The 25482-nt window shown below is 66.4% G+C and carries 27 protein-coding genes; 16 read left to right on the top strand and 11 right to left on the bottom strand.

Annotated features, from left to right (window positions below; all coding sequences use genetic code 11):
- The first annotated feature begins 37 nt into the window (after positions 1-37).
- The 3 genes from PV773_RS15380 to PV773_RS15390 are packed head-to-tail and all read left to right on the top strand — an operon-like array spanning position 38 to position 2327.
- A complete protein-coding gene (locus PV773_RS15380; protein WP_347967192.1) occupies positions 38-943 on the top strand; it encodes an NAD-dependent epimerase/dehydratase family protein in 906 nt (301 codons plus the stop codon).
- A 26-nt stretch (positions 944-969) separates the two neighbouring features.
- Positions 970-1413 carry a nuclear transport factor 2 family protein gene (locus PV773_RS15385; RefSeq protein WP_347967193.1) on the top strand — a complete coding sequence of 148 codons (444 nt, stop codon included), beginning with the start codon at positions 970-972 and terminating at the stop codon, positions 1411-1413.
- A 35-nt stretch (positions 1414-1448) separates the two neighbouring features.
- On the top strand, positions 1449-2327 hold the full coding sequence (locus PV773_RS15390) for an SDR family oxidoreductase (RefSeq protein WP_347967194.1): 879 nt from the start codon (positions 1449-1451) through the stop codon (positions 2325-2327).
- On the opposite strand, the gene PV773_RS15395 is transcribed toward PV773_RS15390, so the two are convergent.
- The gene (locus PV773_RS15395; RefSeq protein WP_347967195.1) at positions 2328-4430 is read right to left on the bottom strand and encodes an EAL domain-containing protein; all 2103 of its coding nucleotides are present in this window, start codon (positions 4428-4430) and stop codon (positions 2328-2330) included. It lies immediately after the preceding gene.
- A 197-nt stretch (positions 4431-4627) separates the two neighbouring features.
- On the opposite strand from PV773_RS15395, the gene PV773_RS15400 reads away from it, so the two are divergent.
- The gene (locus PV773_RS15400; RefSeq protein WP_347967196.1) at positions 4628-5179 is read left to right on the top strand and encodes a DUF308 domain-containing protein; all 552 of its coding nucleotides are present in this window, start codon (positions 4628-4630) and stop codon (positions 5177-5179) included.
- 19 nt (positions 5180-5198) lie between these two features.
- Here PV773_RS15400 and PV773_RS15405 read toward each other — a convergent pair whose 3' ends face one another.
- Positions 5199-5585, bottom strand: coding sequence for a DUF2794 domain-containing protein (locus PV773_RS15405; RefSeq protein ID WP_340040857.1), 387 nt, complete (start codon positions 5583-5585; stop codon positions 5199-5201).
- Positions 5586-5980: 395 nt separating this feature from the next.
- On the bottom strand, positions 5981-6748 hold the full coding sequence (locus tag PV773_RS15410) for a DUF1223 domain-containing protein (protein ID WP_347967197.1): 768 nt from the start codon (positions 6746-6748) through the stop codon (positions 5981-5983).
- A gap of 218 nt (positions 6749-6966) precedes the next feature.
- Here PV773_RS15410 and PV773_RS15415 point away from each other — a divergent pair, with 218 nt between their 5' ends.
- On the top strand, positions 6967-7665 hold the full coding sequence (locus tag PV773_RS15415) for a ceramidase domain-containing protein (RefSeq protein WP_347967198.1): 699 nt from the start codon (positions 6967-6969) through the stop codon (positions 7663-7665).
- A 65-nt stretch (positions 7666-7730) separates the two neighbouring features.
- On the opposite strand, the gene zapE is transcribed toward PV773_RS15415, so the two are convergent.
- The gene (gene zapE, locus PV773_RS15420) at positions 7731-8924 is read right to left on the bottom strand and encodes a cell division protein ZapE (RefSeq protein ID WP_347967199.1); all 1194 of its coding nucleotides are present in this window, start codon (positions 8922-8924) and stop codon (positions 7731-7733) included.
- Between the two features lie 32 nt (positions 8925-8956).
- A complete protein-coding gene (locus tag PV773_RS15425; RefSeq protein WP_347967200.1) occupies positions 8957-9496 on the bottom strand; it encodes a protease inhibitor Inh/omp19 family protein in 540 nt (179 codons plus the stop codon).
- 225 nt (positions 9497-9721) lie between these two features.
- Between PV773_RS15425 and dapF the strand changes: the two genes are divergently transcribed.
- The 5 genes from dapF to PV773_RS15450 all read left to right on the top strand — a co-directional run bounded on the left by dapF (position 9722) and on the right by PV773_RS15450 (position 14703).
- On the top strand, positions 9722-10606 hold the full coding sequence (gene dapF / locus PV773_RS15430) for a diaminopimelate epimerase (protein ID WP_347967201.1): 885 nt from the start codon (positions 9722-9724) through the stop codon (positions 10604-10606).
- On the top strand, positions 10606-11889 hold the full coding sequence (gene mtaB, locus PV773_RS15435) for a tRNA (N(6)-L-threonylcarbamoyladenosine(37)-C(2))-methylthiotransferase MtaB (RefSeq protein WP_347967202.1): 1284 nt from the start codon (positions 10606-10608) through the stop codon (positions 11887-11889). Before dapF ends, mtaB begins: the two co-directional genes overlap by 1 nt.
- A gap of 13 nt (positions 11890-11902) precedes the next feature.
- Positions 11903-13675 (top strand): signal recognition particle-docking protein FtsY, encoded by a 1773-nt coding sequence (gene ftsY / locus PV773_RS15440; RefSeq protein ID WP_347967203.1) that lies wholly within the window; start codon positions 11903-11905, stop codon positions 13673-13675.
- Between the two features lie 41 nt (positions 13676-13716).
- Positions 13717-14370, top strand: a complete 654-nt coding sequence (locus PV773_RS15445) for a septation protein A (protein ID WP_347967204.1) — start codon at positions 13717-13719, stop codon at positions 14368-14370.
- A gap of 165 nt (positions 14371-14535) precedes the next feature.
- Complete coding sequence (locus tag PV773_RS15450) at positions 14536-14703, top strand: hypothetical protein (RefSeq protein ID WP_340040837.1); 168 nt, start codon at positions 14536-14538, stop codon at positions 14701-14703.
- Between the two features lie 49 nt (positions 14704-14752).
- Here the strand turns inward: PV773_RS15450 and PV773_RS15455 are convergent, their stop codons facing one another.
- The 4 genes from PV773_RS15455 to ccmA all read right to left on the bottom strand — a co-directional run bounded on the left by PV773_RS15455 (position 14753) and on the right by ccmA (position 17135).
- Entirely contained in the window at positions 14753-15328 is a 576-nt protein-coding gene (locus PV773_RS15455) for a DsbE family thiol:disulfide interchange protein (RefSeq protein ID WP_347967205.1), read from the bottom strand.
- The gene (gene ccmD / locus PV773_RS15460) at positions 15325-15495 is read right to left on the bottom strand and encodes a heme exporter protein CcmD (protein WP_347967206.1); all 171 of its coding nucleotides are present in this window, start codon (positions 15493-15495) and stop codon (positions 15325-15327) included. Before ccmD ends, PV773_RS15455 begins: the two co-directional genes overlap by 4 nt.
- 140 nt (positions 15496-15635) lie before the next feature.
- A complete protein-coding gene (gene ccmB, locus PV773_RS15465; RefSeq protein ID WP_347967207.1) occupies positions 15636-16301 on the bottom strand; it encodes a heme exporter protein CcmB in 666 nt (221 codons plus the stop codon).
- A gap of 222 nt (positions 16302-16523) precedes the next feature.
- Positions 16524-17135: a heme ABC exporter ATP-binding protein CcmA gene (ccmA, locus tag PV773_RS15470; protein WP_347967208.1), complete on the bottom strand. Its 612-nt coding sequence runs from the start codon at positions 17133-17135 to the stop codon at positions 16524-16526.
- 283 nt (positions 17136-17418) lie between these two features.
- Here ccmA and acnA point away from each other — a divergent pair, with 283 nt between their 5' ends.
- The 4 genes from acnA (at position 17419) to PV773_RS15490 (ending at position 21835) form a co-directional block, all read left to right on the top strand.
- Positions 17419-20109 carry an aconitate hydratase AcnA gene (acnA, locus tag PV773_RS15475; protein WP_347967209.1) on the top strand — a complete coding sequence of 897 codons (2691 nt, stop codon included), beginning with the start codon at positions 17419-17421 and terminating at the stop codon, positions 20107-20109.
- A gap of 166 nt (positions 20110-20275) precedes the next feature.
- Complete coding sequence (locus PV773_RS15480; RefSeq protein ID WP_347967210.1) at positions 20276-21031, top strand: sulfite exporter TauE/SafE family protein; 756 nt, start codon at positions 20276-20278, stop codon at positions 21029-21031.
- A gap of 70 nt (positions 21032-21101) precedes the next feature.
- Positions 21102-21398, top strand: a complete 297-nt coding sequence (locus PV773_RS15485; RefSeq protein WP_347967211.1) for a type II toxin-antitoxin system HigB family toxin — start codon at positions 21102-21104, stop codon at positions 21396-21398.
- On the top strand, positions 21398-21835 hold the full coding sequence (locus PV773_RS15490) for a type II toxin-antitoxin system HigA family antitoxin (RefSeq protein WP_347967212.1): 438 nt from the start codon (positions 21398-21400) through the stop codon (positions 21833-21835). The genes PV773_RS15485 and PV773_RS15490 overlap by 1 nt, the downstream gene beginning before the upstream one ends.
- A gap of 5 nt (positions 21836-21840) precedes the next feature.
- Here the strand turns inward: PV773_RS15490 and trmD are convergent, their stop codons facing one another.
- Together trmD and rimM are read right to left on the bottom strand one after the other, a co-directional pair.
- The gene (trmD, locus tag PV773_RS15495; RefSeq protein WP_347967222.1) at positions 21841-22539 is read right to left on the bottom strand and encodes a tRNA (guanosine(37)-N1)-methyltransferase TrmD; all 699 of its coding nucleotides are present in this window, start codon (positions 22537-22539) and stop codon (positions 21841-21843) included.
- Positions 22536-23144, bottom strand: coding sequence for a ribosome maturation factor RimM (gene rimM / locus PV773_RS15500; protein WP_347967213.1), 609 nt, complete (start codon positions 23142-23144; stop codon positions 22536-22538). The genes trmD and rimM overlap by 4 nt, the downstream gene beginning before the upstream one ends.
- Positions 23145-23210: 66 nt before the next feature.
- Between rimM and PV773_RS15505 the strand changes: the two genes are divergently transcribed.
- Both PV773_RS15505 and PV773_RS15510 read left to right on the top strand, forming a co-directional pair.
- Positions 23211-24149: a tyrosine recombinase XerC gene (locus tag PV773_RS15505; RefSeq protein WP_347967214.1), complete on the top strand. Its 939-nt coding sequence runs from the start codon at positions 23211-23213 to the stop codon at positions 24147-24149.
- A gap of 87 nt (positions 24150-24236) precedes the next feature.
- Positions 24237-25307 carry a TraB/GumN family protein gene (locus PV773_RS15510; RefSeq protein WP_347967215.1) on the top strand — a complete coding sequence of 357 codons (1071 nt, stop codon included), beginning with the start codon at positions 24237-24239 and terminating at the stop codon, positions 25305-25307.
- Positions 25308-25482 lie beyond the last annotated feature (175 nt).

Below are 25482 nucleotides of genomic sequence, written 5' to 3' on the forward strand. Positions count from 1 at the left end.
TGCCCGCCATCGATCCGGAATGCTCGGGAGCATGCGCATGAAAATCCTCGTCATCGGCGGCACGGGCATGATCGGCGGCCACACGGCGGGCTATCTCAAGGGGCTCGGTAACGAAGTGGTGCTGGCGGCGCGCAAGCCGGCGCCTGAAACGACGCCGATGGCCGCATACCCGACCATCTACGGCGACTACACCAAGGGTGATTTCTCGGCCGCCGATCTCGCGCCCTTCGACGGCATCCTGTTTGCCGCCGGCAACGACATCCGCCACCTGCCCAAGGGCACCGACGAGAACGAATTCTGGACCAAGATGCAGATCGAGGGCGTGCCGGCCTTCGTCGAGCTGGCGCGCAAGGCCGGCGTGCGCCGCGTCGTCCATATCGGCAGCTACTATCACCAGGTCATGCCCGACCTGGTCGAGACCAACGCCTATGTGCGCGGCCGCAGCCTGGCCGACGAGGGCGTGCGGTCGCTGGCGACCGACGACTTCAACGTCTCGACGCTCAACCCGCCGTCGATCGTCGGCCATGTGAAGGGCCTGCCCACCAAGCGCTACGAGACGCTGATGGCCTATGCGCGCGGCGAGACGGCCCTGCCGGTCTTCGCCCCGCCAGGCGGCACCAACTACATGTCGGTGCAGTCGCTGGCGGAAGCCATCTGGGGCGCGTTCCAGCGCGCCGAGAGCGGCAAGGCCTATCTGGTCGGCGACGAGAACCTGACCTTCCAGCAGTATTTCCAGTCGCTGTTCGACGCCGTCGGCAATCCGCACCGGGTCGAGGAGCGCAACGAGGAGCATCCGCTGCTGCCCGACTTCTTCATCGTTCCGGGACGTGGCAACATCCTCGCCTATGAGCCGGATCCCGAGGAGACCAGGCTGCTCGGCTATCGCCGCAACGACGTGCAGCGGGCGCTGCGCGAGGTCTTCGCCCAGGTGTCCGGCGCATAGCGCAACGACCGTTTGGAGGGGCAATCATGGCCGACGACCAGGGCACGCTGCTCATGGAAGTGGCACTCCGGAGGGTGTCGGAACGCTATGCGCACGCGGTCGACAAGGGTGACGGCGCGTTGCTCGCGGCCCAGTTCACCGCCGATGGCACGATCGTGGCGCCGCGCGGCACCTTCGAGGGGCCGGAGCAGATCCGCGGCATCCCGGCGATGCTCAGGGAGCGCTATCTCAAGACCTTCCACGCCGTGCTCAACCAGGTGGTCAAGCCGGTCGAGGGCGGTGCGGAAGGCGAGACGTACTGCATCGCCCGCCACTACTTCCGCGATCCCGCCGGCCGCTATCTCTGCTACGAAATGACCATCCGCTACCAGGACCGATTTGCCAGGACGGCAGAGGGCTGGCGCCTTGCACGGCGCGAGCTGGCTGTGGTTGCGACCCACACCTACGAGGCGCAGGAAACCCCAGCCTGAGGCCCGACCCCGATTTGCCGGTTGCGGAGGACAAGATGACCAGCGCGGAAGAACTCTCGATACTCGGACTGGCCGGCAAGGTGGCCATCGTCACCGGCGGCGGCGCCGGCATCGGCCGGGCGACGGCCGAGCTCTACGCCCGGGCCGGCATGAAGGTCGCGGTGGCCGAGATCGATCCGGCTCGCGCAGCCTCGGCGCGCACGGCCCTGGGGGACGACCATCTCGTCGTCGAGGCGGACGTGCGCAAGGCGGCCGACGTCGCCCGCGTCGTCGAGGCGGTCGGGGCGCGCTACGGCCGGCTCGACGTGCTGGTCAACAATGTCGGCGACTATCTCGGCTTCAAGACCCCGTTCGAGCAGTCGACCCAGGCGGAGTGGGACGCGCTCTACGGCATCAACCTGCTGCACATGTTCCACATGAGCAAGGCAGCGATCCCGCTGATGCGGGCAGGCGGCGCCGGGGGCAGCATCATCAACGTGTCGACCATCGAGGCCTTCCGCGGCATCCCGATGACCGTCGTCTATTCGGCGTTCAAGGCGGCCGTCACCGGCTTCACCCAGAGCCTCGCCGTCGAGCTCGGCCAACATGGCATACGCGTCAACGCGATCGCGCCGGAGACCACCAATTCGGCGCAGATCGTAGCGACGCCCAGGGTGCCGCCGGAGAACCTGGAACACCTCAAACGCTGGTTTCCGATCGGCCGCTTCGGCGAAGGCGCAGACTCGGCGGGCGCAGCCCTCTTCCTGGCTTCGGACACGCTCTCCGGCTGGGTTTCCGGCACGACCATCCATGTCGACGGCGGCGTGCTCGCCGCGGGCGCCTGGATGCGCATGCCCGGTGACGACGCCTGGACGCACCTGCCGGTCATCGAGGCCGACGGCTACACGCCGCGGCCGCACGCCCGAAAGGGCTAGTCAGGCGGCGCTCTGCCGCGTTTCGAGCGCCGCGTCCTCGAGCCGCGGGCCGGCGCCTGCCCTGGACGGCTCCGCCGGACGGATGTCGGGGCGGCCGACGAGACTTGCGATCTCGGACAGCGGCTGGGGCCGGCCGAACAGGAAGCCCTGCATCTCGGCGCAGCCTTCGGCGCGCAGGAACTCGAAGTTCTCCTGCCTCTCCACGCCCTCGGCGAGAACCGGAATCTTCAACTGGTTGGCAAGCAGGATCGTGGCACGCACGATCGCGGCGGAGGCGTCGTTGCTGGCCACGTCGTCGACGAAGGAGCGGTCGATCTTGACCTTGTCGAAGGGGAATATCTGCAGCGTCGACAGCGACGAATAGCCGACCCCGTAGTCGTCCATGGCAATGGTGACGCCGATCGCCTTGAGCTGGCGGACGATGTGAAGAGCGCGGTCGCGGTCCTCGATGATGCTGGCCTCGGTGACCTCCAGCTCGAGCCGCAAGGCCGCAAGCCCGGTGGCAAGCAGCGTCTCGTGCACGACCTTGGGCAGGTCCGCCTGGGTGAGCTGCGCCGCGGCGATGTTGACGCAGATCCTGTAGGGCTTGCGCCAGCCGGCAACCTCGGCGCAGGCGGTCCGCAGCACCCACTCGCCGATCGGGATGATCAGCCCGTTCTCCTCGGCGATCGGGATGAACTCCTCGGGCGGGACGATGCCGCGCTCGCGGTGATGCCAGCGCAGCAGTGCCTCGTAGGCACAGACCTCGCCGGTGCGGACGTCGTGCTGGGGCTGGTAGTAGAGCTCGAATTCGTCGCGCTCGAGCGCATGGCGCAGCTCGATGGCGAGCGCGCTGCGCTCGCGCCGGCCCTCGTCCATCGACCGGTCGTAGTAGCAGACCTTGTCAGAGACGGCGCGCTTGGCCCGGTACATGGCAAGGTCGGCGGCCCCGATCAGATCGTCTGCACTTGCCGCGTGGTCGGGATAGACGCTGATGCCGACGCTGGCGCCGACCGACAGGGTCTTGGCCTTGCTCTGGACCGGGTCGAGGACGCTGTCGATGAGGCGGCGGACGAAATCGTCGATCTCGCGCGCCGAGGACACGTCCTGCTTGACCGCGACGAACTCGTCGCCGCCGACGCGCGCGACCAGCTCGCCCGAGCCGATCAGCCCCCTGAGCCTGGCCGAGAGCGTGCGCAGCAACTGGTCGCCGACACTGTGGCCATGGACGTCGTTGATTTCCTTGAAGCGGTCGAGATCGACGACGATGACCGCAGCCTTCCGACCGGCCGCATCGCTGCGCAACAGCATGGCCGGCAGGTTGTCGGACAGGAAGGCACGATTGGGCAGGCCCGTCAGCGGGTCGTGCTGGGCGGCATGGCGGAAGCTGTCGACCAGCTCGCGCTGCGACTTGGCATCCATGACCGAAAGCGTCAGCCCGGCGATGATGGCCATGGTGGCGAGCACGAGCACGGCCAGGAACTCGCTCGAGAACAGCTGGGCCGGCACCACGACAGAGGGGTCGGGAACCAGTGTAGCCGCACCCATGGCGGTGAAATGCATGGTGCAGATGGCGAGGACGAGGGTGATCACCGACAAGAGCTTGGAATGGCGGACCGGCTGCCTGGCCGCCAGGTGCATGGTGAGAGCGCCAAAGGCGACGGCAAACAGGACCGAGGCGCTCACCAGCGTCGCATCCCATTCGATGCGGCCGGCGATCTCGTAGCCGCGCATGCCGGTGAAATGCATGGCGGCGATGCCGATGCCGATGACGACGCCGCCGGTCTCGACCGGCACGCCCTTGGGCGGGCTGAGCGACAGGTGCAGCCCCGCCGCCGTGAAGAAGATGGCGATGAGCAGCGACGCAATGGTCAGGACCGGATCGAAGGCCGCCTCGAAGGGCAGGCGGAAGCCGAGCATGGCGACGAAATGGGTGGTCCAGATCGCCGAGCCGCAGGCGACGCCGGACAGCACGATCCAGGCGTTGCGGGCTTCGGGCGAAAGCCGGGCGGCGCGTTCGAACAGCCGCATGGTCATCGCCGCGCCGGCGATGCAGACGACGGCCGCGACCATCACGAAGGAATAATCGTGCTCGTAAGCAAGACAGGAAATGACCTTGAACATCGCCCCAGCCCCCAATGCCAGCACAAGTCCGGCTACCCCGGCGAGGAGTGTTCGTCCGAAAATTCAAAGAAATCGCTAATTTGCGAATCGTACAGGATTCCAGCGGCTGGCGCGTCTCGCGGGGCATCCGCGGTCCGGGAGCCATTGCCAAGCCCTGTCCGATGTCGCCACAATGGCCCAGACGATGGAGGCAAGAAATGGCCGCTGAGAGGTCGCAACGGTTCGAAGCGGTGCTGACGGCCCTACGCGGCATCCTCATTGCTGCCGCGGCGCTGGTCGCGTTTGTCTACCCCGCACAGGCGGTGCAGCTGCTAGTGCTGGTCGGGGGCGGGCTGCTGCTGGTCGACGGGGTATTGGGGCTTGCCACGGTCGACTATGCGGCTCCGAAAAACGCAGGCCACTGGTTCACACTCGCCCGCAACCTGCTGTCGATCGCTGCCGGTGTCCTCGTCATCGGCAGCGGGGTGCTGATCACGGTCTTCACCCCGGCTTTGCTGGCCTGGCTGGTGGGGTTGCTGGCGCTTCTGGTCGGCTTGATCGAGATGGCCTCGAGCATGCTGGGCAGCGAGCGGCAGACGCGCCTCTGGCCGACATTCGTTGGCGGCGCGATCTACGCCGCCTTCGGCCTCGCACTGATATTCGTGCCGCTGACGAGCGCCGGAACGCTGATGCGCGTGGCCATGCTGCTAATGCTCGCCTATGCGGCGGCCCAGCTCTACCACGCCTGGCGCATCCATGCGGACGGCTGATCGGCCTATGGCGGCGGTTTCAGGCCTCGACCAGCTTCAGGCGCTTGTCGAAGACGCCCAGCACCCGGGCGAGTTCATGGCCGCGCTTCAGGATTAGGCCGCCAGCGGCGACGACGCTGAACGCGCCCTGCTTGCGCGCCAGCTTGGGGTCCTTGACGATCTGGTAGAGCGGCGTTTCGCTGGTGCGGCGGAACACCGAGAAGATGGCGCGATCGCTCATGTGGTCGATCGCGTAGTCACGCCACTCATTGGCGGCGACCATGCGTCCATAGAGCCGGAGGATCTGGTCCAGTTCCCGCCTTTCGAAGGCCACCGGCAGGTCCTGGCGCTCCCGGCGGGCCTCGTGGAGCGGGATCAGGACTGCGGATGTCTCGCCGTCCTCCGCTCCGGCACTGCGATCGGTCATCAATGATTCCCTTTGCAGATTCCGACCCTGTCGAGGGTCGCGCATTCGCGCTCGAATTGCAACCCGGGAAGCCGAATCAAACCATTCGGCGAAGGGTTCACGAAAGATTACAGCCTTGGTAACGATTACGAAACAAACTGTTGGAATTGGTGATGTCTCGCCACATTCCTGCCTTTTTTTATCCGCGCTGACGCCCCAATGTCCGACGACTTTACCCGTGTTGCCTGAGACGGTTCGGTCCGGCACCGGCTCGTAAACCCCAAGCCCCCCGCCCACGGGCCAGAGTCGGATCGAACCAACCTCGGTTCTCCCTAGGGATGAGCCGGCGGTGCGACGATCCCAAATCTAGGCCGGCGTCAGGCGAAAGCCGACGTCGGCCTTTTTGCTTCTTGCGCTCAGCGCATCGGACCGCGCGCCTTGCGGATGACTGCCGCCCCGAGGATCGGGCCCGGTAGCCCGTCCTTGCCGACGGCCTGCAGGAGCACCGCCGCCCCGCCCTTCTTCTCCACCTCGCTGCGCGGCAGGTCGAAGCGTTGCTTTTCCCCGTGCCACATGCCGGCGGTGTTCACGTCCGTGACGGCATTCCAATAGGTGATGCGGCGGCCCTTGTTTTCGCCGCGCGACAGGTCGACCAGCTGCGGCGGCCCGAAATAGACCAGCACAAGGTGGGCGTTGATGCGCTGCGGCCCCTCGACCTGGCCGACGTCGATGGAAATCGTGTCGGCGTTCTCGGTGATGTGGACGTCGACGTTGAGGCCCTGGCCGGTCTTCTCGAGATTGTCGAGCGCCTGGGTGATGTCGTCGCGCTTGGCGCCGCTCATGTGGGTGCGGCCGTTGACGACGGCCTGGGGCGTGTAGACGGCGCGCGCGCCGAAGCCGCGCATGTAGCCGTACTGGCGGTCGGTGTTTTCCTTGTTGGCGAGGTTGTCCTGCCAGCCGAGATAGTCCCAATACGTGACGTGATATGCCAGTGCCACGACGTCGTCCCTGGCGGCGAATTCGGCGAAAAGCTCGTCTGCGGGCGGACAGGCATTGCAGCCCTGGCTGGTGAAGAGTTCGATCACGCCAAGGGGCCGCTCCTTCGCCTCGGCTGTCGCCGAGCCGGCAATGGCGCCCACGGCCAGCACCAGACCCGCCAGCCAACGAGATGCGCGAAACTCCATTCCGATCCAACTTCCTCGGCCGGCGTTACCGGCTTTTTATGGTTGCGGCCATTATGTGGCAGAAGCGCCATTCAACGTGAAGTCACGTTGAGGTGAAACTGCCAGCACGGCAAGCCTCCCGCGCGTTACGGACGCATTTGCCACGTTCAGACGGAATCCTCTACGTTTGTCATGAATCTGAAGCTAATATTCCATCGTGGCGGGACGAGGCGGGTACAATGCTGGAATATCTCGGTCGAAACGTCGATCTCTATTGCGAGCGTCTTGAGCCGGGGCTGTGGGCGGAGCCGTTCAATGCAATGAGCAATCTCGCCTTCTTCGCCGCCGGCCTGTGGGGCATCTACGAGGTACGGCGACACCAGGCCGGCGCTTTCGCCGAGTTGCTGTGCTGGTGGGTGGTGGCAATCGGGATAGGCTCGACGCTGTTCCACACCTTCGCCACCGAAGGCACCAAATGGGCCGACATCTTGCCGATTGCCGGCTTCACGCTCGCCTACACGCTGTTCAATCTCCGGCGGTTCGCCGCCCTGCCGTGGCCCAGGGCGCTCGGCATCTTCCTCGCCTTCTACGTCGTGGTCGGCTTCGCCACCTTCATGCTGCCCGACTGGCTGCGGGCGGCGTCCAACGGCACCACCGGATATCTGTCGCCGTTCCTTGCCCTGATCGTCTTCGGCGGCATGGTGATTGCCAGCGGCAACCCTGCCGGCTGGTACAATATCGCCGCGGCGACGATCTTCGCCGGCTCGGTCGCCTGCCGGGTCGCCGACCCGCTGCTCTGCGACAGCCTGCCGATCGGCACGCATTTCATGTGGCACCTGCTGAACGGCCTGATGCTCGGGGTGCTGCTGTCCGCCACGGCGCGCTACGCAAGACCGGGCAGCGCGCCTCGACATATCGCCGGCGTCGCCAAGGCCTGACGGCCGCGAGACGAGAGGTTCGCGCGAAGGTTCGCCACGCATCAGCGTGGCAGTCCTGCTGGCAGTCAGACCGCCGTTGCGACCGCACTGTCCGCAGCGGCATGCCTTTCGGCCCAACCCTCGAGCCACTCGGCGCCCTGCATCTCGATGAGCCGCGACGAGGTACGGTCGAACTCGAAGGCCTCGTGGCCGCGCTTGCCGACGTAGAGCTTGTCGGGCGATGCCGCGGCGCTGACCACCAGCCTGATGTGCTGGTCGTAGAGCGTGTCGACCAAAAGGATGAAGCGCTTGGCCTCGTTGCGGTTGGCCTCGGCCATCACCGGCACATGGTCGACGAAGATCGTCTTGTAGTGCGCCGTGATCGCCAGATAGTCGCGCGCCGCCAGCGGCTTGTCGCAGAGGTCGGCGAAGGAGAAGCGCGCGGCGCGGCCGACGGCAGCGGGCACCGCCACCTTGCGGCCCTTGACGGCGACCGTCGCAGGCTCGGCGGCAACACCATGCGTGACCTTGGCCCAGGCCTTGTCCATGTCGCGGTCTGCCGCCTCGCCGAGCGGAGTGAGGTAGACCGGAACGCGGTCGAGCTTCTCCAGCCGATAGTCGGTGTCGGCGTCGAGATTGAGGACCCTGGAATTGGCCTCGAGCAGGGCGATGAAGGGCAGGAACAGCTGGCGGTTGAGGCCGTCTCGATAGAGGTCGCGAGGCGCCACGTTCGAGGTGGCGACGAGAACCACGCCCTGCGCAAACAGCGCCGAAAACAGCCTGGACAGGATCATCGCGTCGGCGATGTCGGTGACCGAGAACTCGTCGAAGCACAGCACCCAGGCCTCTTCGGCGAGCTGTGCGGCCACGGGCGGGATCGGGTCGTCGTCGCGCGACTTGCCGTTCTTGCGTGCCGCCCGCTGCTTCTGGATGCGGTCGTGCACGTCGGCCATGAAGTCGTTGAAGTGGACGCGGCGCTTGTGCTTGACCGGGACGAGTTCGAAGAACATGTCCATCAGCATGGTCTTGCCGCGGCCGACGCCGCCATGGACGTAGAGCCCCTTGATCGGCTCGCGCTGCGGCTTGCCCCTGGCGAACAGCCAGCCCAGCGCGCTCGACTTGCGCGCCAGCCGCTTGTCGGAGATCTCGTCGATCAGGCGGTCGAGGGCGGCGACGATCGCGAGCTGGGCCGGATCCCGCCGCACGGTGCCCAGCTCGACAAGATGGTCGTAGCGCTGCCTGACGGTCACGTGGGTCTGCAGGCCGTCACGCACGTGCATGGTTCATTCCAACCGCGGGAGGAGACGCCGCGTCAGCGGTTGAGCGAGATCGGCAGGCCGTTGGAGGTCTGGCCGTCGAAGCGGCCCTCACCCGACGCATAGAGGCGTGCCAGCGGCGAGCCGGCATCGTCGTAGAGCGTCAGCTGCTTGCCCGAGACGTTCCACGACCTGACGCCGTCGACCGGAGCCGGGCAGCGCAGCGGACCGGCGCGGAAGCCCTGGCCGAACTTGGTCTGCGGGGTGGCCACCTTGCAGCTCTGGCCGGAAACCGAGGCGCTCCACACGCCGGCAACGCTGGCGGCGGTAAGATCGGGTGCGTTGGCCGCGGCCGCGCCGCCATCCGTCGGCAGGGCCGCGACCTGGGTCTGCGGTGCCGCCGGGAACTGCGAGGCGCTCGCCGTGCCGGGCGCCGCGGGCGGCGGCAGCTGGCCGCTGGTCACGGTGCCGGCAGGAGCCGGCGGCAGCGGTGCCGGCTGGGAGTCCATCGAGGAAAGGCGCGAACTGGTGCAGCCGGCCACAGTCATCAGCGTGATCAGCGATGCGGCCAGCAGGCCAGGGTTCGATAGTGCCATTGCAGTCCCTCCATCGGGGCGGTTCCTGGGAGGCGCCCCCGCGTGGTCGATAGCTCGCCTCTAAAGCGGCGAAGTTGGCAGAATTTCAACCCGATATGGTTAAAATAGGGTTTGCGTATGAAATTGTTGCAAATTTGTCGCAGCACGCCCCAGAGCCCGCCAACACTGGTAATTCCGCGAGCTTTCCGCCATATAGGCGCCAAACAGCCGCGAGAATTTTTCGCCATGGCCAATGAGGCCCCTTTCGCCAAGATGAACGGGCTCGGCAACGACATCATCGTCGCCGACATGCGCGGCCGTGCGGACCGCGTTACCCCCGCCGCGGCGATCGCGCTGGCCGCCGATGCGGCGACCAAGTTCGACCAGATCATGGCGATCCACGACCCACGCACGCCGGGCACCGCGAACTACATCGCTATCATCAATTCCGACGGCACCATGGCGCAGGCCTGCGGCAACGGCATGCGCTGCGTCGTCCAGGCGCTCGCCGCCGAGACCGGCCAGAAGCTGTTCACCTTCGAGACGGTTGCCGGCATCCTCAATGCCGAGGAGCATGAGGACGGCTCGATCTCGGTCGACATGGGCATTCCGCACTTCGGCTGGCAGGACATTCCGCTGGCCGAGGAGTTCCGCGACACGCGCGCCATCGAGCTGCAGATCGGGCCGATCGATGCGCCGCTGCTGCACTCGCCCTCGGTCGCCTCGATGGGCAACCCGCACGCCATCTTCTGGGTCGACAACGACGTCTGGTCCTATGATCTCGACCGTTTCGGCCCGCTGCTCGAAAATCACCCGATCTTCCCCGAGCGCGCCAACATCTCGATCGCGCAGGTGACGTCGCGCGAGACGCTGAACCTGCGCACCTGGGAACGCGGCGCCGGCCTGACCTTGGCCTGCGGTTCGGCGACCTGCGCGGCTGCCGTTTCGGCCGCACGCACCGGCCGCACCGGGCGCATTGTCACGGTCACCGTGCCGAGCGGCGGGACGCTCAAGATCGATTGGCGCGCCGACGACCACGTGGTCATGACCGGCCCGGCCGAGTGGGAATTCTCCGGCAGCTTCGATCCCGCCACCGGCGCCTGGCGCCGCGACCAGCAGGACGTCGCCTGATGGCGGTGGATGTCGTTACCTTCGGCTGCCGCCTCAACACCTACGAATCCGAGGTGATGAAGCGCGAGGCCAAGGCCGCCGGGCTCGAGGAGCTCAAGGGCGGCGCGGTCATCTTCAACACCTGCGCGGTGACCAGCGAAGCCGTGCGCCAGGCCAAGCAGTCGATCCGCAAGGCGCGGCGCGAGAACCCCGACGCGCGCATCATCGTCACCGGCTGTGCGGCGCAGACCGATCCGGCGGCCTTCACCGACATGGCCGAGGTCGACCTCGTGCTGGGCAACGAGGAAAAGCTCAAGGCGCACAATTATCGGGCGCTGCCGGACTTCGGCGTCAACGATTTCGAGAAGGCCCGCGTCAACGACATCTTTTCCGTGCGCGAGACCGCCGGCCATATGGTCGATGCGATCGAGGGGCGCGCCCGCGCCTTCGTGCAGGTGCAGAACGGCTGCGACCACCGCTGCACCTTCTGCATCATCCCCTATGGCCGCGGCAATTCGCGCTCGGTGCCGATGGGCGCTGTCGTCGAGCAGATCAAGCGGCTCGCCGGCAACGGCTATGCCGAATTGGTGCTGTCGGGCGTCGACATGACCAGCTACGGCGCCGACCTGCCGGGCGCGCCGCGTCTCGGCAAGCTGGTCAAGACCATCCTGCGCCAGGTGCCCGACCTGCGCCGGCTGCGCCTCTCCTCGATCGATTCCATCGAGGCCGACGAGGATTTGCTGGAGGCCGTGGCGACCGAGGCGCGGCTGATGCCGCACCTGCATCTGTCGCTGCAGTCGGGCGACGACATGATCCTGAAGCGCATGAAGCGCCGCCATCTGCGCGACCAGTCGATAAAGTTCTGCACCGACGTGCGCAAGCTTCGCCCCGACATCGTCTTCGGCGCCGACATCATCGCCGGCTTCCCGACCGAAACCGACGAGATGTTCGAGAACTCGATCCGCATCGTCGAGGAGTGCGGGCTGACCCATCTCCACGTCTTCCCGTTTTCCCCGCGCGAAGGAACACCTGCCGCGCGCATGCCGCAGGTTCGCCGCGAGATCGTCAAGCAGCGCGCCGCGCGCCTGCGCGCCACAGGCGACGCCGCCTACAAACGCCATCTCGACGCCCTCGAGGGCTCGCACCAGAAGGTGCTCGTCGAGCGCGAGGGGCTCGGACGCACGGAAGGCTTCACCCTCGTTGCGCTCGACCAGGGTGCTGCGGGCGAAATCGTCGAGGTCGACATCGCCGGGCACGACGGCGAGCGACTGACCGCGGCACCGGCCGCCGCACGCGCGGCCTGACGAAAGCGACCGCATGGCATTCGGGTTCATCAAGAAAGTCTTCTCTTTCGGCAAGAAGGAGACCGTCGAGCAGCCGGCCGAGAACGAGGTCCTGCCGCCGCTGAATTTCGACGCGCTGGAAGCGTTGAAGCCGACGGAAGAGGTGGCGGTGGCGGCGGCAGCGGACACGCCTGTTGTTCCGGACACACCGGCCGAGGAACCGAAGCCGGAACCGGCTCCGGAAGCACCGCCTGCGCCACCCATAGTGCCCGCACCCAAACCGGCCGAGCAGCCTGCTCCGGCTGAGCCTGCACCACAGCCTGTTCCGCCGGAAGAGCCGAAGCCCGCTCCGGAACCAGAAGTTCCTGCCGTCGAGCCTGAAAAGCCCGCCGAGCAGCCCGTGCCTGCGCCGAGCCCGGTCGAGCCTGAGCCTGCGCCGACAGAACCCGAGCCAGCACCGGCTGAAGTTCCGCTGCCGCCGGCAGAGCCGGCCTCGCCCGAACCGCCGGAAGAAATTCCTGCTCGCCCGGCGCCTTCCGCGCCCGAACCGACGATGCGCGCGCCCGAGCCGGAGCCTGCGATTCCCCTCCCCCTTGAGGGGAGGGTGGCCGCGCAGCGGCCGGGTGGGGTTGCCGAATCGCCGGACGCGACGCCGCGCGTTGCAGAGACGACCCCCTCTGGTCCTTCGGACCATCTCCCCCTCAAGGGGGGAGAGGAGGTCGCGCCGGTCGCAGCGCTGCGCGAAACCATTGCCGAGCGGGCACCCGTGGAGGCAGCGCCCGAACCGGCGGTTCCCGCGGCAGAGCCAAAGCCATCCGCCGGCAAGGTCACCGTCCAGAAGAAGGTCGAGCAGAAGGCCGAGGTGGTCGAGGCGGCTGCGCCGAAGCCGCGCCTGTCGTGGTTCCAGCGCTTGCGCCAGGGCCTGTCGCGTTCGTCGAAGGAGCTTTCCGGCAACATCGCCGGCATCTTCACCAAGCGGAAGCTCGACGAAGACACGCTGCAGGACCTCGAGGACGTACTGATCCGCGCCGATCTCGGCGTCGAGACGGCGCTGCGCGTCACCGATGCGCTGGCGTCGAGCCGCTACGGAAAGGACGTGTCCGACCACGAGGTCCGCTCGATCATGGCGGTCGAGGTCGAGAAGGTGCTGAAGCCGGTGGCGCTGCCGCTGGAGCTCGACCTCTCGCACAAGCCGCATGTCATCCTGGTCGTCGGCGTCAACGGCACCGGCAAGACCACCACCATCGGCAAGCTCGCCGCCAAGCTGACCGAAGGCGGGCTGTCGGTGATGCTCGCCGCCGGCGACACGTTCCGTGCCGCGGCCATCGAGCAGCTGAAGATCTGGGGCGAGCGGACGAAGTCGCCCGTCATCGCCACCAAGCTCGGGGCGGACGCCGCGGGCCTCGCCTACGACGCCTTCGAGAAGGCCAGGGAAGCGGGCTCGGACGTGCTGATCATCGACACGGCCGGCCGCCTGCAGAACAAGGCCGAGCTGATGGCCGAGCTCGCGAAGATCGTGCGCGTGCTCGGCAAGCTCGACCCCGAGGCGCCGCACACGGTGCTGCAGACGGTCGACGCCACCACCGGCCAGAACGCGCTCAACCAGGTCGAGATCTTCCGCAATGTGGCGGGCGTCAACGGCCTGGTGATGACAAAACTCGACGGCACGGCGCGCGGCGGTATTTTGGTCGCAATCGCGGCCAAACATAGACTGCCGGTCTATTTCATCGGCGTCGGCGAGCAGGTCGACGATCTCGAACCATTTTCGGCGAGCGATTTCGCCAAGGCGATCGCGGGAGTCGCCTGATGCGTTTCCGCTAGCCGGAAACGATCGGAAGCCAGGAAGCCATGAACGCACCCATCCTCGAACGCGACCCCTCCGATCCGCAGCGCAAGAAGCAGGAGGTCAGCCCGCTGCTCAAGCTGGTGCTGGAACTCGGGCCGCTGGTGGTGTTCTTCTTCGCCAATGCCCGCGGCGAATGGCTCGCGGCCCGCTTCCCGGCGCTGGCCGATCTCGGCGGGCCGATCTTCATCGCCACCGGCCTGTTCATGGCCGCCACGGCGATCGCACTGGCAGCCTCGTGGACGCTGACCCGGTCGCTGCCGATCATGCCGCTGCTGTCGGGCGCGGTGGTCTTCGTGTTCGGCGCGCTGACGCTCTATCTGCAGGACGACGTCTTCATCAAGATGAAGCCGACCATCGTCAACACGCTGTTCGGGGTCATCCTGCTCGGCGGACTGCTGTTCGGCAAGTCGCTGCTCGGCTACGTCTTCGATTCCGCCTTCAAGCTCGACGCCGAGGGCTGGCGCAAGCTCACCTTCCGCTGGGGGCTGTTCTTCCTGTTCCTCGCGGTGGTCAACGAGGTGGTGTGGCGCAGTTTCTCGACCGACACCTGGGTGGCCTTCAAGGTGTGGGGCATCATGCCGATCACGCTGCTTTTCACCTTCAGCCAGATGCCGCTGATCATGCGCCATTCGCTGGAGGAGCAGCCCGGCAAATAGGCCGGGTTGCCCGAAATCCCAACCCCTCGTTAATGCGCCATGCGCAAGGCGCATTGCTGCGTTGCAGCATCTTATTTTGCAGTGCAGCAGTTCCTATGTCATCCTGAGATCGATCAGGGAGGTCATATCGCGCCGCAACGTGCGGCGGATGAAAGGAACGGAACCATGTTCTTCGACAGCCTTCTGAGCCGCGCGCGTCAGAGCGCCGCCAAGCGCAAGCAGTACAAGCGCCTCGTCGCCGAGATCGACAGCTTCTCGGGCCGCGACCTCGCCGATATGCGCGCCGACCGCAGCGAGATGCTGTACCAGGCCTTCAAGCAGGTTTACGGCTAACCCGAACGGCGCGTCCGTAACGGCGCGTCCGTAACCTGAGCGAATTCGACTACTGCGCGGCCAGCGCCTTCTCGATTTCCGGCATGAGGGTCGCCCGTACCGATTCCGGCGTCATCGGGCCGACATGCTTGAACGCGACCTTGCCGTCCTTGCCGACCAGGAAGGTCTCGGGGATTCCGTAGACACCCCAGTCGATCGCCGAGCGACCCTTCGGGTCCACGCCCAGGACGTCGAAGGGATTGCCGAGCTCGCCGAGGAAGCGGCGGGCGTTCTCGGGCTTGTCCTTGTAGTTGAACCCCGCCACCGTCACGCGCTGGTCCTTGGACAGCTCGACGATCACCGGATGCTCCTCGCGGCAGGGTGCGCACCACGACGCCCACACATTGACCAGCGTCACCTTGCCGATGAAATCCACCGAGTTGAGGCCGGGCAGCGACACGCCCTCGAGCGGCGGCAGCTCTGTCTTCGGCGCCGCCTGGCCGATCAGCGCCGACGGCACCACAGCAAGGTTGCGGCCGGACAGGAGCTGGGCCAGGAACACGCCCGCCAGCGCCAGGAAGAGCAGCAGCGGCAGCAGGATGAACAGCTTGCGCGGGCGTGGCGGATTTTCGGTTTCGATGCTCATGGACGGGCTCCGCTGCGGTCCGAGCGGCGGCGATGGCCGGCGGCTTCGAGTTCCGCCAGCTCGCGCTTGCGGGCGCGCTGGTCGAAGAGGATCCACAGGACCAGGCCGGCTATGGCCAGGGCCGAAGCGCCGTAAGCCGCCGTGACGTAGAGGGCGTGTGGGCTCATCGGGCGGCAGTCCGCTGACAAAGTTCAAACATGACAATCTTTCCGACCACGCTTCAATTAGCCATGAGCGCGCGCGCATGCAATCGGACGTCGCGCCGCACCCGGCCGCGATGAAGCGATCGTGATCGCCGGACAGATGTTCAGTCGGTGCCCGAATGCAGCGCCACGGCGGCCGCCAGCGGGCCGATGACGGCAAGGAACAGGGTCAGCGCACAGAGGATCACGAAGGGCGGCATGAACGGGTCAGGGTCGTTGACCGCGCCATAGGCGGCGGTGACGCCGAAGATCAGCACTGGAATGACCAGCGGCAGGATCAATACCGAGATCAGCAGCCCGCCGCGCGGCAGGGCGACGGTGACCGCCGCACCGGCGGCGCCGACGAAGACGATCGCCGGCGTGCCGACGAGCAGGGTGAGAGCGGCGGCGCCGATGCCGACGGGTTCCATGTTCATGAACAGGCCGAGCATCGGGGCGGCGACGACAAGCGGCAGCACGCTCGCCGTCCAGTGGGCCAGGCATTTGACGAAGACGGTCAGCGCCAGCACGTGCCGGTCGGCGTTGAGCACCAAAAGGTCGAGCGAGCCGTCCTCGCGGTCCGCCTGGAACAGCCGGTCGAGGCCGAGCAGGCTGGCGAGCAGCGCGCCGATCCAGAGGATGGCCGGACCGATGCGGGCGAGCAGGTTGAGGTCGGGGCCGACGCCGAAGGGGATGGTGACGATGACGGCAAGGAAGAACAGCACGCCGGTCAGCGCCCCGCCGCCGGCGCGGACGCCCATCCTGAGGTCGCGGAGATAGAGGGCTAGCATGAGAGCTGCCTTCCATTGATCTGGGCGGAAAGGTCGCGCTTCTTCGCACCCCCCTCTGTCCTGCCGGACATCTCCCCCGCAAGGGGGGAGATCACGCTGTGGGCCGGTCGTCGCCAATCGCCAATGGTGCAGGAATGGCGGCAAGGCTGGAGCTGCCAATCTCCTCCCTTGCGGGGGAGATGTCCGGCAGGACAGAGGGGGGTGCGAAGAAGCGCGGAGCTTTCAGACATGCGCCCGCCCCATCTCCAGCGTCTTCGCCCCTTCCAGCCCCAAGGGCAGGTGGGTCGCGGCGACGATGATGCCGCCGGCCTGGCAATGGTCGCGCATGAGGGCGGCGAACTGCGCTTCGGACGCCTTGTCGAGGCCTGCGGTCGGCTCGTCCAGAAGCCAGACCGGGCGATGGCTGATGAGCAGCTTGGCGATCGCGGCGCGGCGCTTCTGGCCGGTCGAGAGATAGCCGAAGGGCAGATGGCCGAGGCCGTCGAGGCCGACGTCCTCCAGCGCTTCAGTGATGCCGAGCTTGCCGTTGCCGGCAAAGCTTTGCCAGAACTCCAGGTTCTCGGAGACCGTCAGCGCCGCCTTCATTGCGTTCTGGTGGCCGAGATAGTGGCACGCGGACGCAACCGTCGGGAAATCCTCGCCGCCGCCCTCGACGGCGATTCGCCCGTGGGCGTGCGGCAGCAGGCCGGCGACGACGCGCAGAAGGGTCGACTTGCCTGAGCCGTTGGGCCCGGTGACGGTGAGCGCCTCGCCGTTTCCGAGCGCGAAACCGACGCCGGCGAAAACCGTTTCGCCGCCCCTTTCCCCGCTCAGATCATCGGCGATCAGCCGCATGCTTCCCCCGTCGCCGAAGCCGGTTTGCCGCTGTCTTGCGTCGCAGCAAATTAGGCGATTCTCCGTCTAGAACTATTCCAGGAAATTCTCTATATGCCACTCGACCATGCCAGCGGTCGGCATGGAAACAGAATATGCGCCGAACCAGCGCACGCGCCGCCTTGAACGGCTCGGGTTGCTTGGGAGCGGACAGCGGAAATGGCCGTACCCGCACCTTTGCGCGTGATTGCATGCCATCGGAGTCCGTTCCCGTGTAGGCTGAACAGACAAGGATGGATCGCACGTGTCCAAATCACTCGACAGTTTCAATTGCCGCCGCACCCTGACCGCGGGTGGGGCCGAGTATGTTTACTACAGCCTCGTCGAGGCCGAGAAGAACGGCCTGACCGGCGTCTCGCAGCTGCCTTACTCGATGAAGGTGCTGCTGGAAAACCTGCTGCGCAACGAAGATGGCCGCTCGGTCACCAAGGAAGCCATCCAGGCCGTGGCCGGCTGGCTGACCGACAAGGGCACCGCCGGCGTCGAGATCGCCTATCGCCCGGCCCGCGTGCTGATGCAGGACTTCACCGGTGTTCCGGCCGTGGTCGACCTCGCCGCCATGCGTGACGGCATCAAGACGCTCGGCGGCGATCCCGAGAAGATCAACCCGCTGGTTCCGGTCGACCTCGTCATCGACCACTCGGTCATCGTCGACGAATTCGGCACCCCCCTGGCCTTCGCCCGCAACGTCGAGCTCGAATACGAGCGCAACGAAGAGCGCTACAAGTTCCTGAAGTGGGGCCAGCAGGCGTTCCGCAACTTCCGCGTCGTGCCGCCCGGCACCGGCATCTGCCACCAGGTCAACCTCGAATACCTCGCCCAGACCGTCTGGACGAACACCGAGGACGGCGTGACGACCGCCTATCCGGATACCTGCGTCGGCACTGACTCGCACACCACCATGATCAACGGTCTGGGCGTGCTCGGCTGGGGCGTGGGCGGCATCGAGGCCGAGGCCGCGATGCTCGGTCAGCCGGTCTCCATGCTTTTGCCGGAGGTCATCGGCTTCCGCCTGACCGGCAAGCTCAAGGAAGGCGTCACCGCCACCGACCTGGTGCTGACCGTCACCCAGATGCTGCGCAAGAAGGGCGTCGTCGGCAAGTTCGTAGAGTTTTTCGGCCCCGGCCTCTCCAACATGACGCTGGCCGACCGCGCCACCATCGGCAACATGGCGCCGGAGTATGGCGCGACCTGCGGCTTCTTTCCGGTCGATTCCGAGACCATCCGCTACCTCAACATGTCGGGCCGCGCCGAAAACCGCATCGCGCTCGTCGAGGAGTATTCCAAGGCGCAGGGCATGTGGCGCGACGCCTCGTCGACCGATCCGGTGTTCACCGACCTGCTCGAACTCGAGCTCTCCGAAGTCGTTCCGTCGATGGCCGGCCCGAAGCGCCCCGAAGGCCGCATCCCGCTCGAAGGCATCGCCTCGGGCTTCGCGACCGCGCTGGAAGCCGAGTACAAGAAGACCGTCGACACGGCCAAGCGCTATGCCGTCGAGGGCGAGACCTTCGACCTCGGCCACGGCGACGTGGTGATCGCCGCGATCACGTCGTGCACAAACACCTCGAACCCGAGCGTGCTGATCGGCGCGGGCCTGCTCGCCCGCAACGCCAACCGCGTCGGCCTCAAGCAGAAGCCGTGGGTCAAGACCTCGCTCGCTCCCGGCTCGCAGGTGGTTGCCGAGTACCTTGAGAAGGCTGGCCTGCAGAAGGAGCTCGACCAGATCGGCTTCAACCTCGTCGGCTTCGGCTGCACGACCTGCATCGGCAACTCCGGCCCGCTGCCGGCGCCGATCTCGAAGACCATCAACGACAAGGGCCTGATCGGTGCGGCCGTGCTCTCGGGCAACCGCAACTTCGAAGGCCGCGTGTCGCCCGACGTGCAGGCCAACTACCTGGCCTCGCCGCCGCTGGTGGTTGCCTATGCGCTCGCCGGCACGGTCACCAAGGATCTGACGACCGAGCCGCTGGGCGAGGATCGCGACGGCAAGCCGGTGTTCCTCAAGGACATCTGGCCGACCAGCGCCGAGATCGAGGAGTTCATCGCCAAGAACGTCACTCGCGAGCTGTTCGCCCGCAAGTATGCCGACGTCTTCAAGGGCGACGAGAACTGGCAGAACGTCAAGGCGCCGGAAGGCCAGACCTACACCTGGGACGACAACTCGACCTATGTGCAGAACCCGCCCTACTTCGTCGGCATGGGCTCGAAGCCCGGCCAGATCGGCAAGATCGAGGGTGCGCGCGTGCTCGGCCTGTTCGGCGACAAGATCACCACCGACCACATCTCCCCGGCCGGTTCGATCAAGGCGGCTTCGCCTGCCGGCAAGTACCTGATGGACAATGGCGTCGGCGTCGCCGACTTCAACCAGTACGGCACGCGCCGCGGCAACCATGAGGTGATGATGCGCGGCACCTTCGCCAACATCCGCATCCGCAACCACATGCTGGGCGAGAACGGCCGCGAGGGTGGCTACACCTTCCACTATCCGTCGAAGGAAGAGATGCCGATCTACGACGCCGCCATGCAGTACCGCAGCGAAGGCGTGCCGCTGGTGATCTTCGCCGGCGTCGAGTACGGCAACGGCTCGTCGCGCGACTGGGCAGCCAAGGGCACCAACCTGCTCGGCGTGCGCGCGGTCATCGCCCAGTCGTTCGAGCGCATCCACCGCTCGAACCTGGTCGGCATGGGCGTGATCCCCTTCACCTTCGAAGAGGGCACGACCTGGAAGACGCTCGGCCTCAAGGGCGACGAACAGGTGACGATCGAGGGTCTCGAGACCATCAAGCCGCGCCAGAAGATGGTCGCCAAGATCACCTTCGCCGACGGTTCGACGAAGGACGTTCCGATCCTCTGCCGCATCGATACGCTTGATGAACTCGACTACTTCAAGAACGGCGGCATCCTGCAGTACGTTCTGCGCGACCTCGCCGCGTAAGGCGGCCGTAGCGTTACACGTGAATCAAGGCCGCCGGGGCGCAAGCTCCGGCGGCTTTTTTCTGACCTGGGCGACAGCGGCAAGAACCGGAAAGGCAGCATCCCTTGCCTTGTGGGCCGGCGCTGCCTAGAGACGATTGCATCGCAACGCACCCCGCAGGCCAGCCTTGTCGCTTGTTTCCGTCGCCATCCTCTTCCTCTCCGGCTTCCTGTCGGGCGTCGTCAATGCCATCGCCGGCGGCGGCACCTTCCTCACCTTCGGCGCGCTGACCATGACCGGCCTGCCGCCGATCGCCGCCAACGCCACATCGTCGATCGCCCAGTTCCCCGGCTACGTCACGTCGACCTACGCCTATCTCGCCGACATCAGGCGCATGTGGCGCGGCGCCCTCGCCTTCGCCTTCATCTCCGCCGTCGGCGCGCTGGCCGGCGCTCTGATCCTGCTGTCGCTGGACAATGTCTCGTTCGGCGCGCTGGTGCCGTGGCTGCTGCTCGCCGCCACCGCGCTTTTCGCCGCCGGCCCCTGGCTCCGGCCGAAAAAACTCGCCCAGCGACAGGAAGGTGCATCGTCCTCGCGCGCCGGCCGCATCGTCCAGTTCTTCACCGCGATCTATGGCGGCTTCTTCGGCGCCGGCATGGGCGTGATGATGCTCGCCACCCTCGGTCTCACCGAAGGCGGCGACTACCACCGGCTGAATGCGCTGAAGAACATGCTGTCCATCGTCATCGCCGCGGTCGCCATCGTCATCTTCGCCTCGGGCGGGGTGGTGGCCTGGGTGGAAGCGGCGATCATGGTGCCGGGCGTGGCGCTCGGCGGCTATGCCGGCGTCTGGACGGCGCGGCGCGTGCCGCAGGCCGTTGTCCGCAGCTTCGTGGTCGCGGTCGGGCTGTTTTTGGCATTCTATTATTTCACCAAGGGCTGAGGACGCCACGATCTTCCCATATTGGGAATATCCTACTTGTTCCCAAATTGGGAACTAGCTATATGTAGCCATGCAGATATTGAGCAAGAAGACGCTGCGGGACTTCTGGGACAAACATCCCCAGGCGCAGCGTCCGCTGACCGCTTGGTATCATGCGGTAGGCACAGCCACCTGGACTGGCCCGGCTGACGTAAAGGCTTTCTTCGGCGCGAACGTCGATTTTGTGGCCGACAACCGCATTGTCTTCGACATCGCGGGCAACAAATACCGGCTGGTGGTGCATGTCAGCTACAGGTTCAGGCGCGTGCTGATCAAATTCGTCGGAACGCATGCCGAGTACGACAAGATAGACGTGGAGACGGTGTGATGGAAAACATTCGCCCCATTCGCAACGATGCGGACCTGGAATGGGCCATCGCCGAAGTTGCCAGGTATTTTGACAATGAACCCGAGCCTGGCAGCATGGATGCCGAGCGCTTCGACATTCTTTCGACCCTCATCGAGGCCTATGAGGACAAGCATTACCCGATAGAGGCGCCAGACCCCGTGAGTGCCATCGTCTCGTACATGGAATTGCGGGGCTTGAAGCAACGCGACCTCGCCGCGGTGCTGGGCTCTGCGTCACGGGCCTCGGAAATCGTGAGCCGCAAACGCATGCTCAATGTCGACATGATCCAGCGGCTTCACGCGCAGTGGCGTATTTCCGCGGAAATGCTGATACAGCCCTACCATCTGGCCAGTTCGGAGGCTTCAAGGTTGTCCAAGCGTGGCGCCGGGCCTGCCGGGCCCAAATCGGCCGGTTAGGCGCCCTACCGCTCGGCCTCGTGTTCCGCCCACAGGTCCGGGCGCCGCTCCCTGGTCAGCTTCTCCGCCTCGGCGCGGCGCCATTTGGCGATCTTGCCGTGGTTGCCTGAGGTCAGCACTTCGGGGATCGGCCGCCCCTCGAATTCCTGCGGCCGGGTGTAGTGGGGGTGTTCCAAAAGCCCGCCCTCGAAACTCTCCTCCTCGCCCGACGTCTCGTTGCCCATCACGCCCGGCAACAGCCGCACGACTGCGTCGAGCAGCACCAGGGCCGCAGGCTCGCCGCCGGACAGGATGAAGTCACCGATCGAGATTTCTTCCAGCTCCCGTGCGTCGATGACGCGCTGGTCGACGCCCTCGAAGCGTCCGCACAGGATCACCGCGCCCGGCCCGGCGGCCAGTTCGCGCACGCGCTGCTGCGTCAGCGGCCTGCCGCGCGGGCTCATCAGTATGCGCGGGCGTTCGTCGCCCTCGGGCGAGGCATGGTCGATCGCCTTGGCGATGATGTCGGCGCGCATCACCATGCCGGCGCCGCCGCCGGCCGGCGTGTCGTCCACGGTACGGTGCTTGTCCGTGGCGAAATCGCGGATCTGCACCGCCTCGAGCGCCCAGTCGCCGCGCTCGAGCGCGCGCCCCGCCAGCGACATCCCCAGCGCCCCCGGGAACATCTCCGGATAGAGCGTGAGCACGGTTGCGCGGAACATCAGCGGTTGCCCCCGGCGTCCTTCGGTCCCCGCGCGCGCTTGCGCGTATCGAACTCGCCTTCCTCCGGCGGCGGGCCGAATTCGTCGTCGTCGCTGTCGACCAGCCCCGCGGCGACGGTGTCGATGCCGACGAAGCCGCCGGCAATGTCGACCACCGGCACGGCGGCTTCGGTGAACGGGATCAGCACGCCCTTGCGGCCCTGGTAGTGGATATCGAGGATGTCGCCGCCGCCGAAATTCTGCACCGCGATCACCTTGCCGACCGTGGCGCCGGTCTCGTCGCGAACAGCGAGCCCCATCAGGTCGGTGTGGTAGAACTCGCCGTCGTCGGCGTCGTCGGGCAGCGCCGAACGCTCGACGAACAGTTCGACATTGGTCAGTGCCTCGGCGGCAGTGCGGTCGTTGACGCCCTTGAATCGCACCACCACCACGTTGTTGGCGGGACGGATGTCCGTGATCTCCAGGCTGCGGCCGTCCTTGGTGTAGAGCAGCCCGTAGTCGGCCAGCGCCAGCGGGTCGCCGGTGAAGGTCTTCACCCTGAGTTCGCCCTTGATGCCGTGGGCTGCGCCGATCACGGCCATCTGGACTGGATTCTCGAGTTTGGCCATCGCCGTTTCACCGCTTGCTAACTTCATAAGTCAATATTGACTTATTCAATCGGACCCCCGCTGCCAATGCAGGAATTCCTCATCGCCGCAAAACCCGACCTGCAGGGCGCGCGCGAGCGCTGGCTGAAGGCGCTCGCCGGCGAGAGGCGCCTGTCGGCACTGACGGTCGAGGCCTACGAGCGCGACACGCGCCAGTTCCTGCAGTTCCTGACCGGGCACAATGGCGGCCCGCCCGGCATCGCCGACATCCGTGACCTGCGCCCGGCCGACCTGCGCGGCTTCCTCGCCACACGCCGCGCCGACGGCGCCGGCGCCCGTACGCTGGGACGAGGGCTGGCCGGCGTGCGCTCGCTGCTGCGCTTCCTCGAACGCGAGGGCCTGGTCAATGCCGCCGGCTCCGCGGCGCTGCGCGCGCCGAAGCAGCCGAAATCCCTGCCCAAACCCCTGACGGCGGCCGACGCCAAGCGTGTCGTCTCGGTGGGCGAACAGCTCGCCGAGGAGCCGTGGATCGCCGCCCGCAACGCCGCCCTGCTCACCCTGCTCTACGGTTCGGGCCTGCGCATTTCCGAGGCGCTCGGCCTCGCCGGCGCCGAACTCGCCTCGCCCGCCGACACGGTGCTGCGCATCACCGGCAAGGGCGGCAAGACCCGGCTGGTGCCGGTGCTGCCGGTCGCCCTCCTGGCGGTCGCCGAATACCGAAAACTCTGCCCCTACCATCTCGGCGCCGACGGCGCCCTGTTCCGCGGTGCCCGTGGAGGCCCGCTCGACCCGGCGATTATCCAGCGCGAGATGCGCAAGCTGCGCTCGGCACTCAACCTGCCCGACACCGCGACCCCGCATGCGCTGCGCCACTCCTTCGCTACGCATCTGCTCGGCCGCGGCGGCGACCTGAGGACGATCCAGGAACTGCTGGGCCACGCCAGCCTCTCGACCACCCAGGTCTATACCGGCGTCGACACCTCCCGCCTGCTCGAAGTCTACGAGGCCGCCCACCCGCGCGCCTGAGGCCTGGCAAGGCAACAGCGCGGCAAGACGCACAAGTGTCACCGCGCCATTAACCGTTTTGCCGCTTTTGGCCGCTACAGCTTCGGCATGAAACGTTTCGTCGCCTTCGCCGACCGTGCGTCGCTCGTCTCGCTGAAGCTGCTTGCAGCGTTCAACGTGCTGTTCTTCATCCTGTTCTTCGCGGCAGCCTTCCTGCTTGCCACCCAGGCTCGCGCCCAGGCGCCGGCATGCACCGGCTCGGATATGCTGGTCGAGCTCGCCAAGAGCGACCCGGCGCTGCTCGCAAAGATCGAGGCCGAGGCGAAGAAGACCGTCAACGGCGAGGGCCTGCTCTGGAAGCTGGAGAAGCCCGGCCGCGAGCCGTCCTGGCTTTACGGCACGATGCACGTCACCGATCCGCGCGTCACCACGCTGGAGCCGGCCGCGCAAAAGGCATTCGACGCGTCGAAGACCTTCGTCATGGAAACCACCGACGTGCTGGATCAGAAGGCGATGCTTGCAAGCCTGATGCAGCAGCCGGACCTGATGATGTTCACCGACAGCACGACGCTGCCCTCGCTACTCTCGGCCGAGGACGCCAAGATCGTTAACGACGCGCTCGAGGCGCGCGGCATCCCCCCAGCAAGCGTGGCCAAGATGAAGCCGTGGATGCTGTCGTCGATGGTGGCATTGCCGGCCTGCGAGCTCACCCGCAAGGCGGGAGGCGCGCCGGTCCTGGACATCTTGCTGGCGCAGCAGGCGAAGGCTGCCGGCAAGGAGGTCAAGGGCCTCGAGAGCGCCGCGGACCAGCTCCGCGCCATGGCCTCGCTGCCGATGCAGTTCCATATCCAGGGGCTGGTCGAGACGCTGAAGCTCGGCGACCGCATGGACGACGTCATCGAAACCATGGTGGTGCTCTACCAGCGCGGCGAAACCGGCAAGTTCTGGCCGCTGTTCCGCAACGCACTACCCTCCGCCAGCTCCGACGAGGAGGGCTACGGCGCCTTCGAGCAGGCAATGGTGGTGGCGCGCAACAAGACCATGGTCGAGCGCGGCGCGCCGATCCTCGCCGAAGGCGGCGCCTTCATGGCCGTCGGCGCGCTGCACCTGCCCGCCCCGGACGGGCTGGTCGAACTGTTCCGCAAGGCGGGCTTCACCGTCAGCGTCGCCGACCGCTAGAGCGATTCCGCTTTTCCTTCGATCGCGAAACGCTCCATCTCTTTGGTGTGACGCAATTCCGGACGGAAAACCGCATCACACTTTTCCTGGAATTGCTTTAGAGTCAGTTTCATTTAGTTTGAAGCGTATCCGGCATTGCGGATGTAGTTTGCGCATTCGGTTGGTGTGAAGTTGT

This window comes from Mesorhizobium sp. CC13, assembly GCF_039907765.1.
Taxonomy (GTDB): Bacteria; Pseudomonadota; Alphaproteobacteria; order Rhizobiales; family Rhizobiaceae; genus Aminobacter.

What these genes read in the sequence shown, in the direction of transcription:
- mtaB (WP_347967202.1), top strand. Translation starts at nt 10,606, where the DNA reads ATGGCGGTGGATGTCGTTACCTTCGGCTGCCGCCTCAACACCTACGAA.
- PV773_RS15425 (WP_347967200.1), bottom strand. Translation starts at nt 9,496, where the DNA reads ATGGCACTATCGAACCCTGGCCTGCTGGCCGCATCGCTGATCACGCTG.
- ftsY (WP_347967203.1), top strand. Translation starts at nt 11,903, where the DNA reads ATGGCATTCGGGTTCATCAAGAAAGTCTTCTCTTTCGGCAAGAAGGAG.
- rimM (WP_347967213.1), bottom strand. Translation starts at nt 23,144, where the DNA reads ATGGCCAAACTCGAGAATCCAGTCCAGATGGCCGTGATCGGCGCAGCC.
- PV773_RS15400 (WP_347967196.1), top strand. Translation starts at nt 4,628, where the DNA reads ATGGCCGCTGAGAGGTCGCAACGGTTCGAAGCGGTGCTGACGGCCCTA.
- PV773_RS15385 (WP_347967193.1), top strand. Translation starts at nt 970, where the DNA reads ATGGCCGACGACCAGGGCACGCTGCTCATGGAAGTGGCACTCCGGAGG.
- ccmD (WP_347967206.1), bottom strand. Translation starts at nt 15,495, where the DNA reads ATGAGCCCACACGCCCTCTACGTCACGGCGGCTTACGGCGCTTCGGCC.
- PV773_RS15490 (WP_347967212.1), top strand. Translation starts at nt 21,398, where the DNA reads ATGGAAAACATTCGCCCCATTCGCAACGATGCGGACCTGGAATGGGCC.
- PV773_RS15455 (WP_347967205.1), bottom strand. Translation starts at nt 15,328, where the DNA reads ATGAGCATCGAAACCGAAAATCCGCCACGCCCGCGCAAGCTGTTCATC.
- PV773_RS15505 (WP_347967214.1), top strand. Translation starts at nt 23,211, where the DNA reads ATGCAGGAATTCCTCATCGCCGCAAAACCCGACCTGCAGGGCGCGCGC.
- PV773_RS15445 (WP_347967204.1), top strand. Translation starts at nt 13,717, where the DNA reads ATGAACGCACCCATCCTCGAACGCGACCCCTCCGATCCGCAGCGCAAG.
- ccmA (WP_347967208.1), bottom strand. Translation starts at nt 17,135, where the DNA reads ATGCGGCTGATCGCCGATGATCTGAGCGGGGAAAGGGGCGGCGAAACG.
- PV773_RS15450 (WP_340040837.1), top strand. Translation starts at nt 14,536, where the DNA reads ATGTTCTTCGACAGCCTTCTGAGCCGCGCGCGTCAGAGCGCCGCCAAG.
- dapF (WP_347967201.1), top strand. Translation starts at nt 9,722, where the DNA reads ATGGCCAATGAGGCCCCTTTCGCCAAGATGAACGGGCTCGGCAACGAC.
- PV773_RS15510 (WP_347967215.1), top strand. Translation starts at nt 24,237, where the DNA reads ATGAAACGTTTCGTCGCCTTCGCCGACCGTGCGTCGCTCGTCTCGCTG.
- zapE (WP_347967199.1), bottom strand. Translation starts at nt 8,924, where the DNA reads ATGCACGTGCGTGACGGCCTGCAGACCCACGTGACCGTCAGGCAGCGC.
- PV773_RS15380 (WP_347967192.1), top strand. Translation starts at nt 38, where the DNA reads ATGAAAATCCTCGTCATCGGCGGCACGGGCATGATCGGCGGCCACACG.
- PV773_RS15395 (WP_347967195.1), bottom strand. Translation starts at nt 4,430, where the DNA reads ATGTTCAAGGTCATTTCCTGTCTTGCTTACGAGCACGATTATTCCTTC.
- PV773_RS15410 (WP_347967197.1), bottom strand. Translation starts at nt 6,748, where the DNA reads ATGGAGTTTCGCGCATCTCGTTGGCTGGCGGGTCTGGTGCTGGCCGTG.
- PV773_RS15415 (WP_347967198.1), top strand. Translation starts at nt 6,967, where the DNA reads ATGCTGGAATATCTCGGTCGAAACGTCGATCTCTATTGCGAGCGTCTT.
- ccmB (WP_347967207.1), bottom strand. Translation starts at nt 16,301, where the DNA reads ATGCTAGCCCTCTATCTCCGCGACCTCAGGATGGGCGTCCGCGCCGGC.
- PV773_RS15485 (WP_347967211.1), top strand. Translation starts at nt 21,102, where the DNA reads ATGCAGATATTGAGCAAGAAGACGCTGCGGGACTTCTGGGACAAACAT.
- PV773_RS15390 (WP_347967194.1), top strand. Translation starts at nt 1,449, where the DNA reads ATGACCAGCGCGGAAGAACTCTCGATACTCGGACTGGCCGGCAAGGTG.
- PV773_RS15405 (WP_340040857.1), bottom strand. Translation starts at nt 5,585, where the DNA reads ATGACCGATCGCAGTGCCGGAGCGGAGGACGGCGAGACATCCGCAGTC.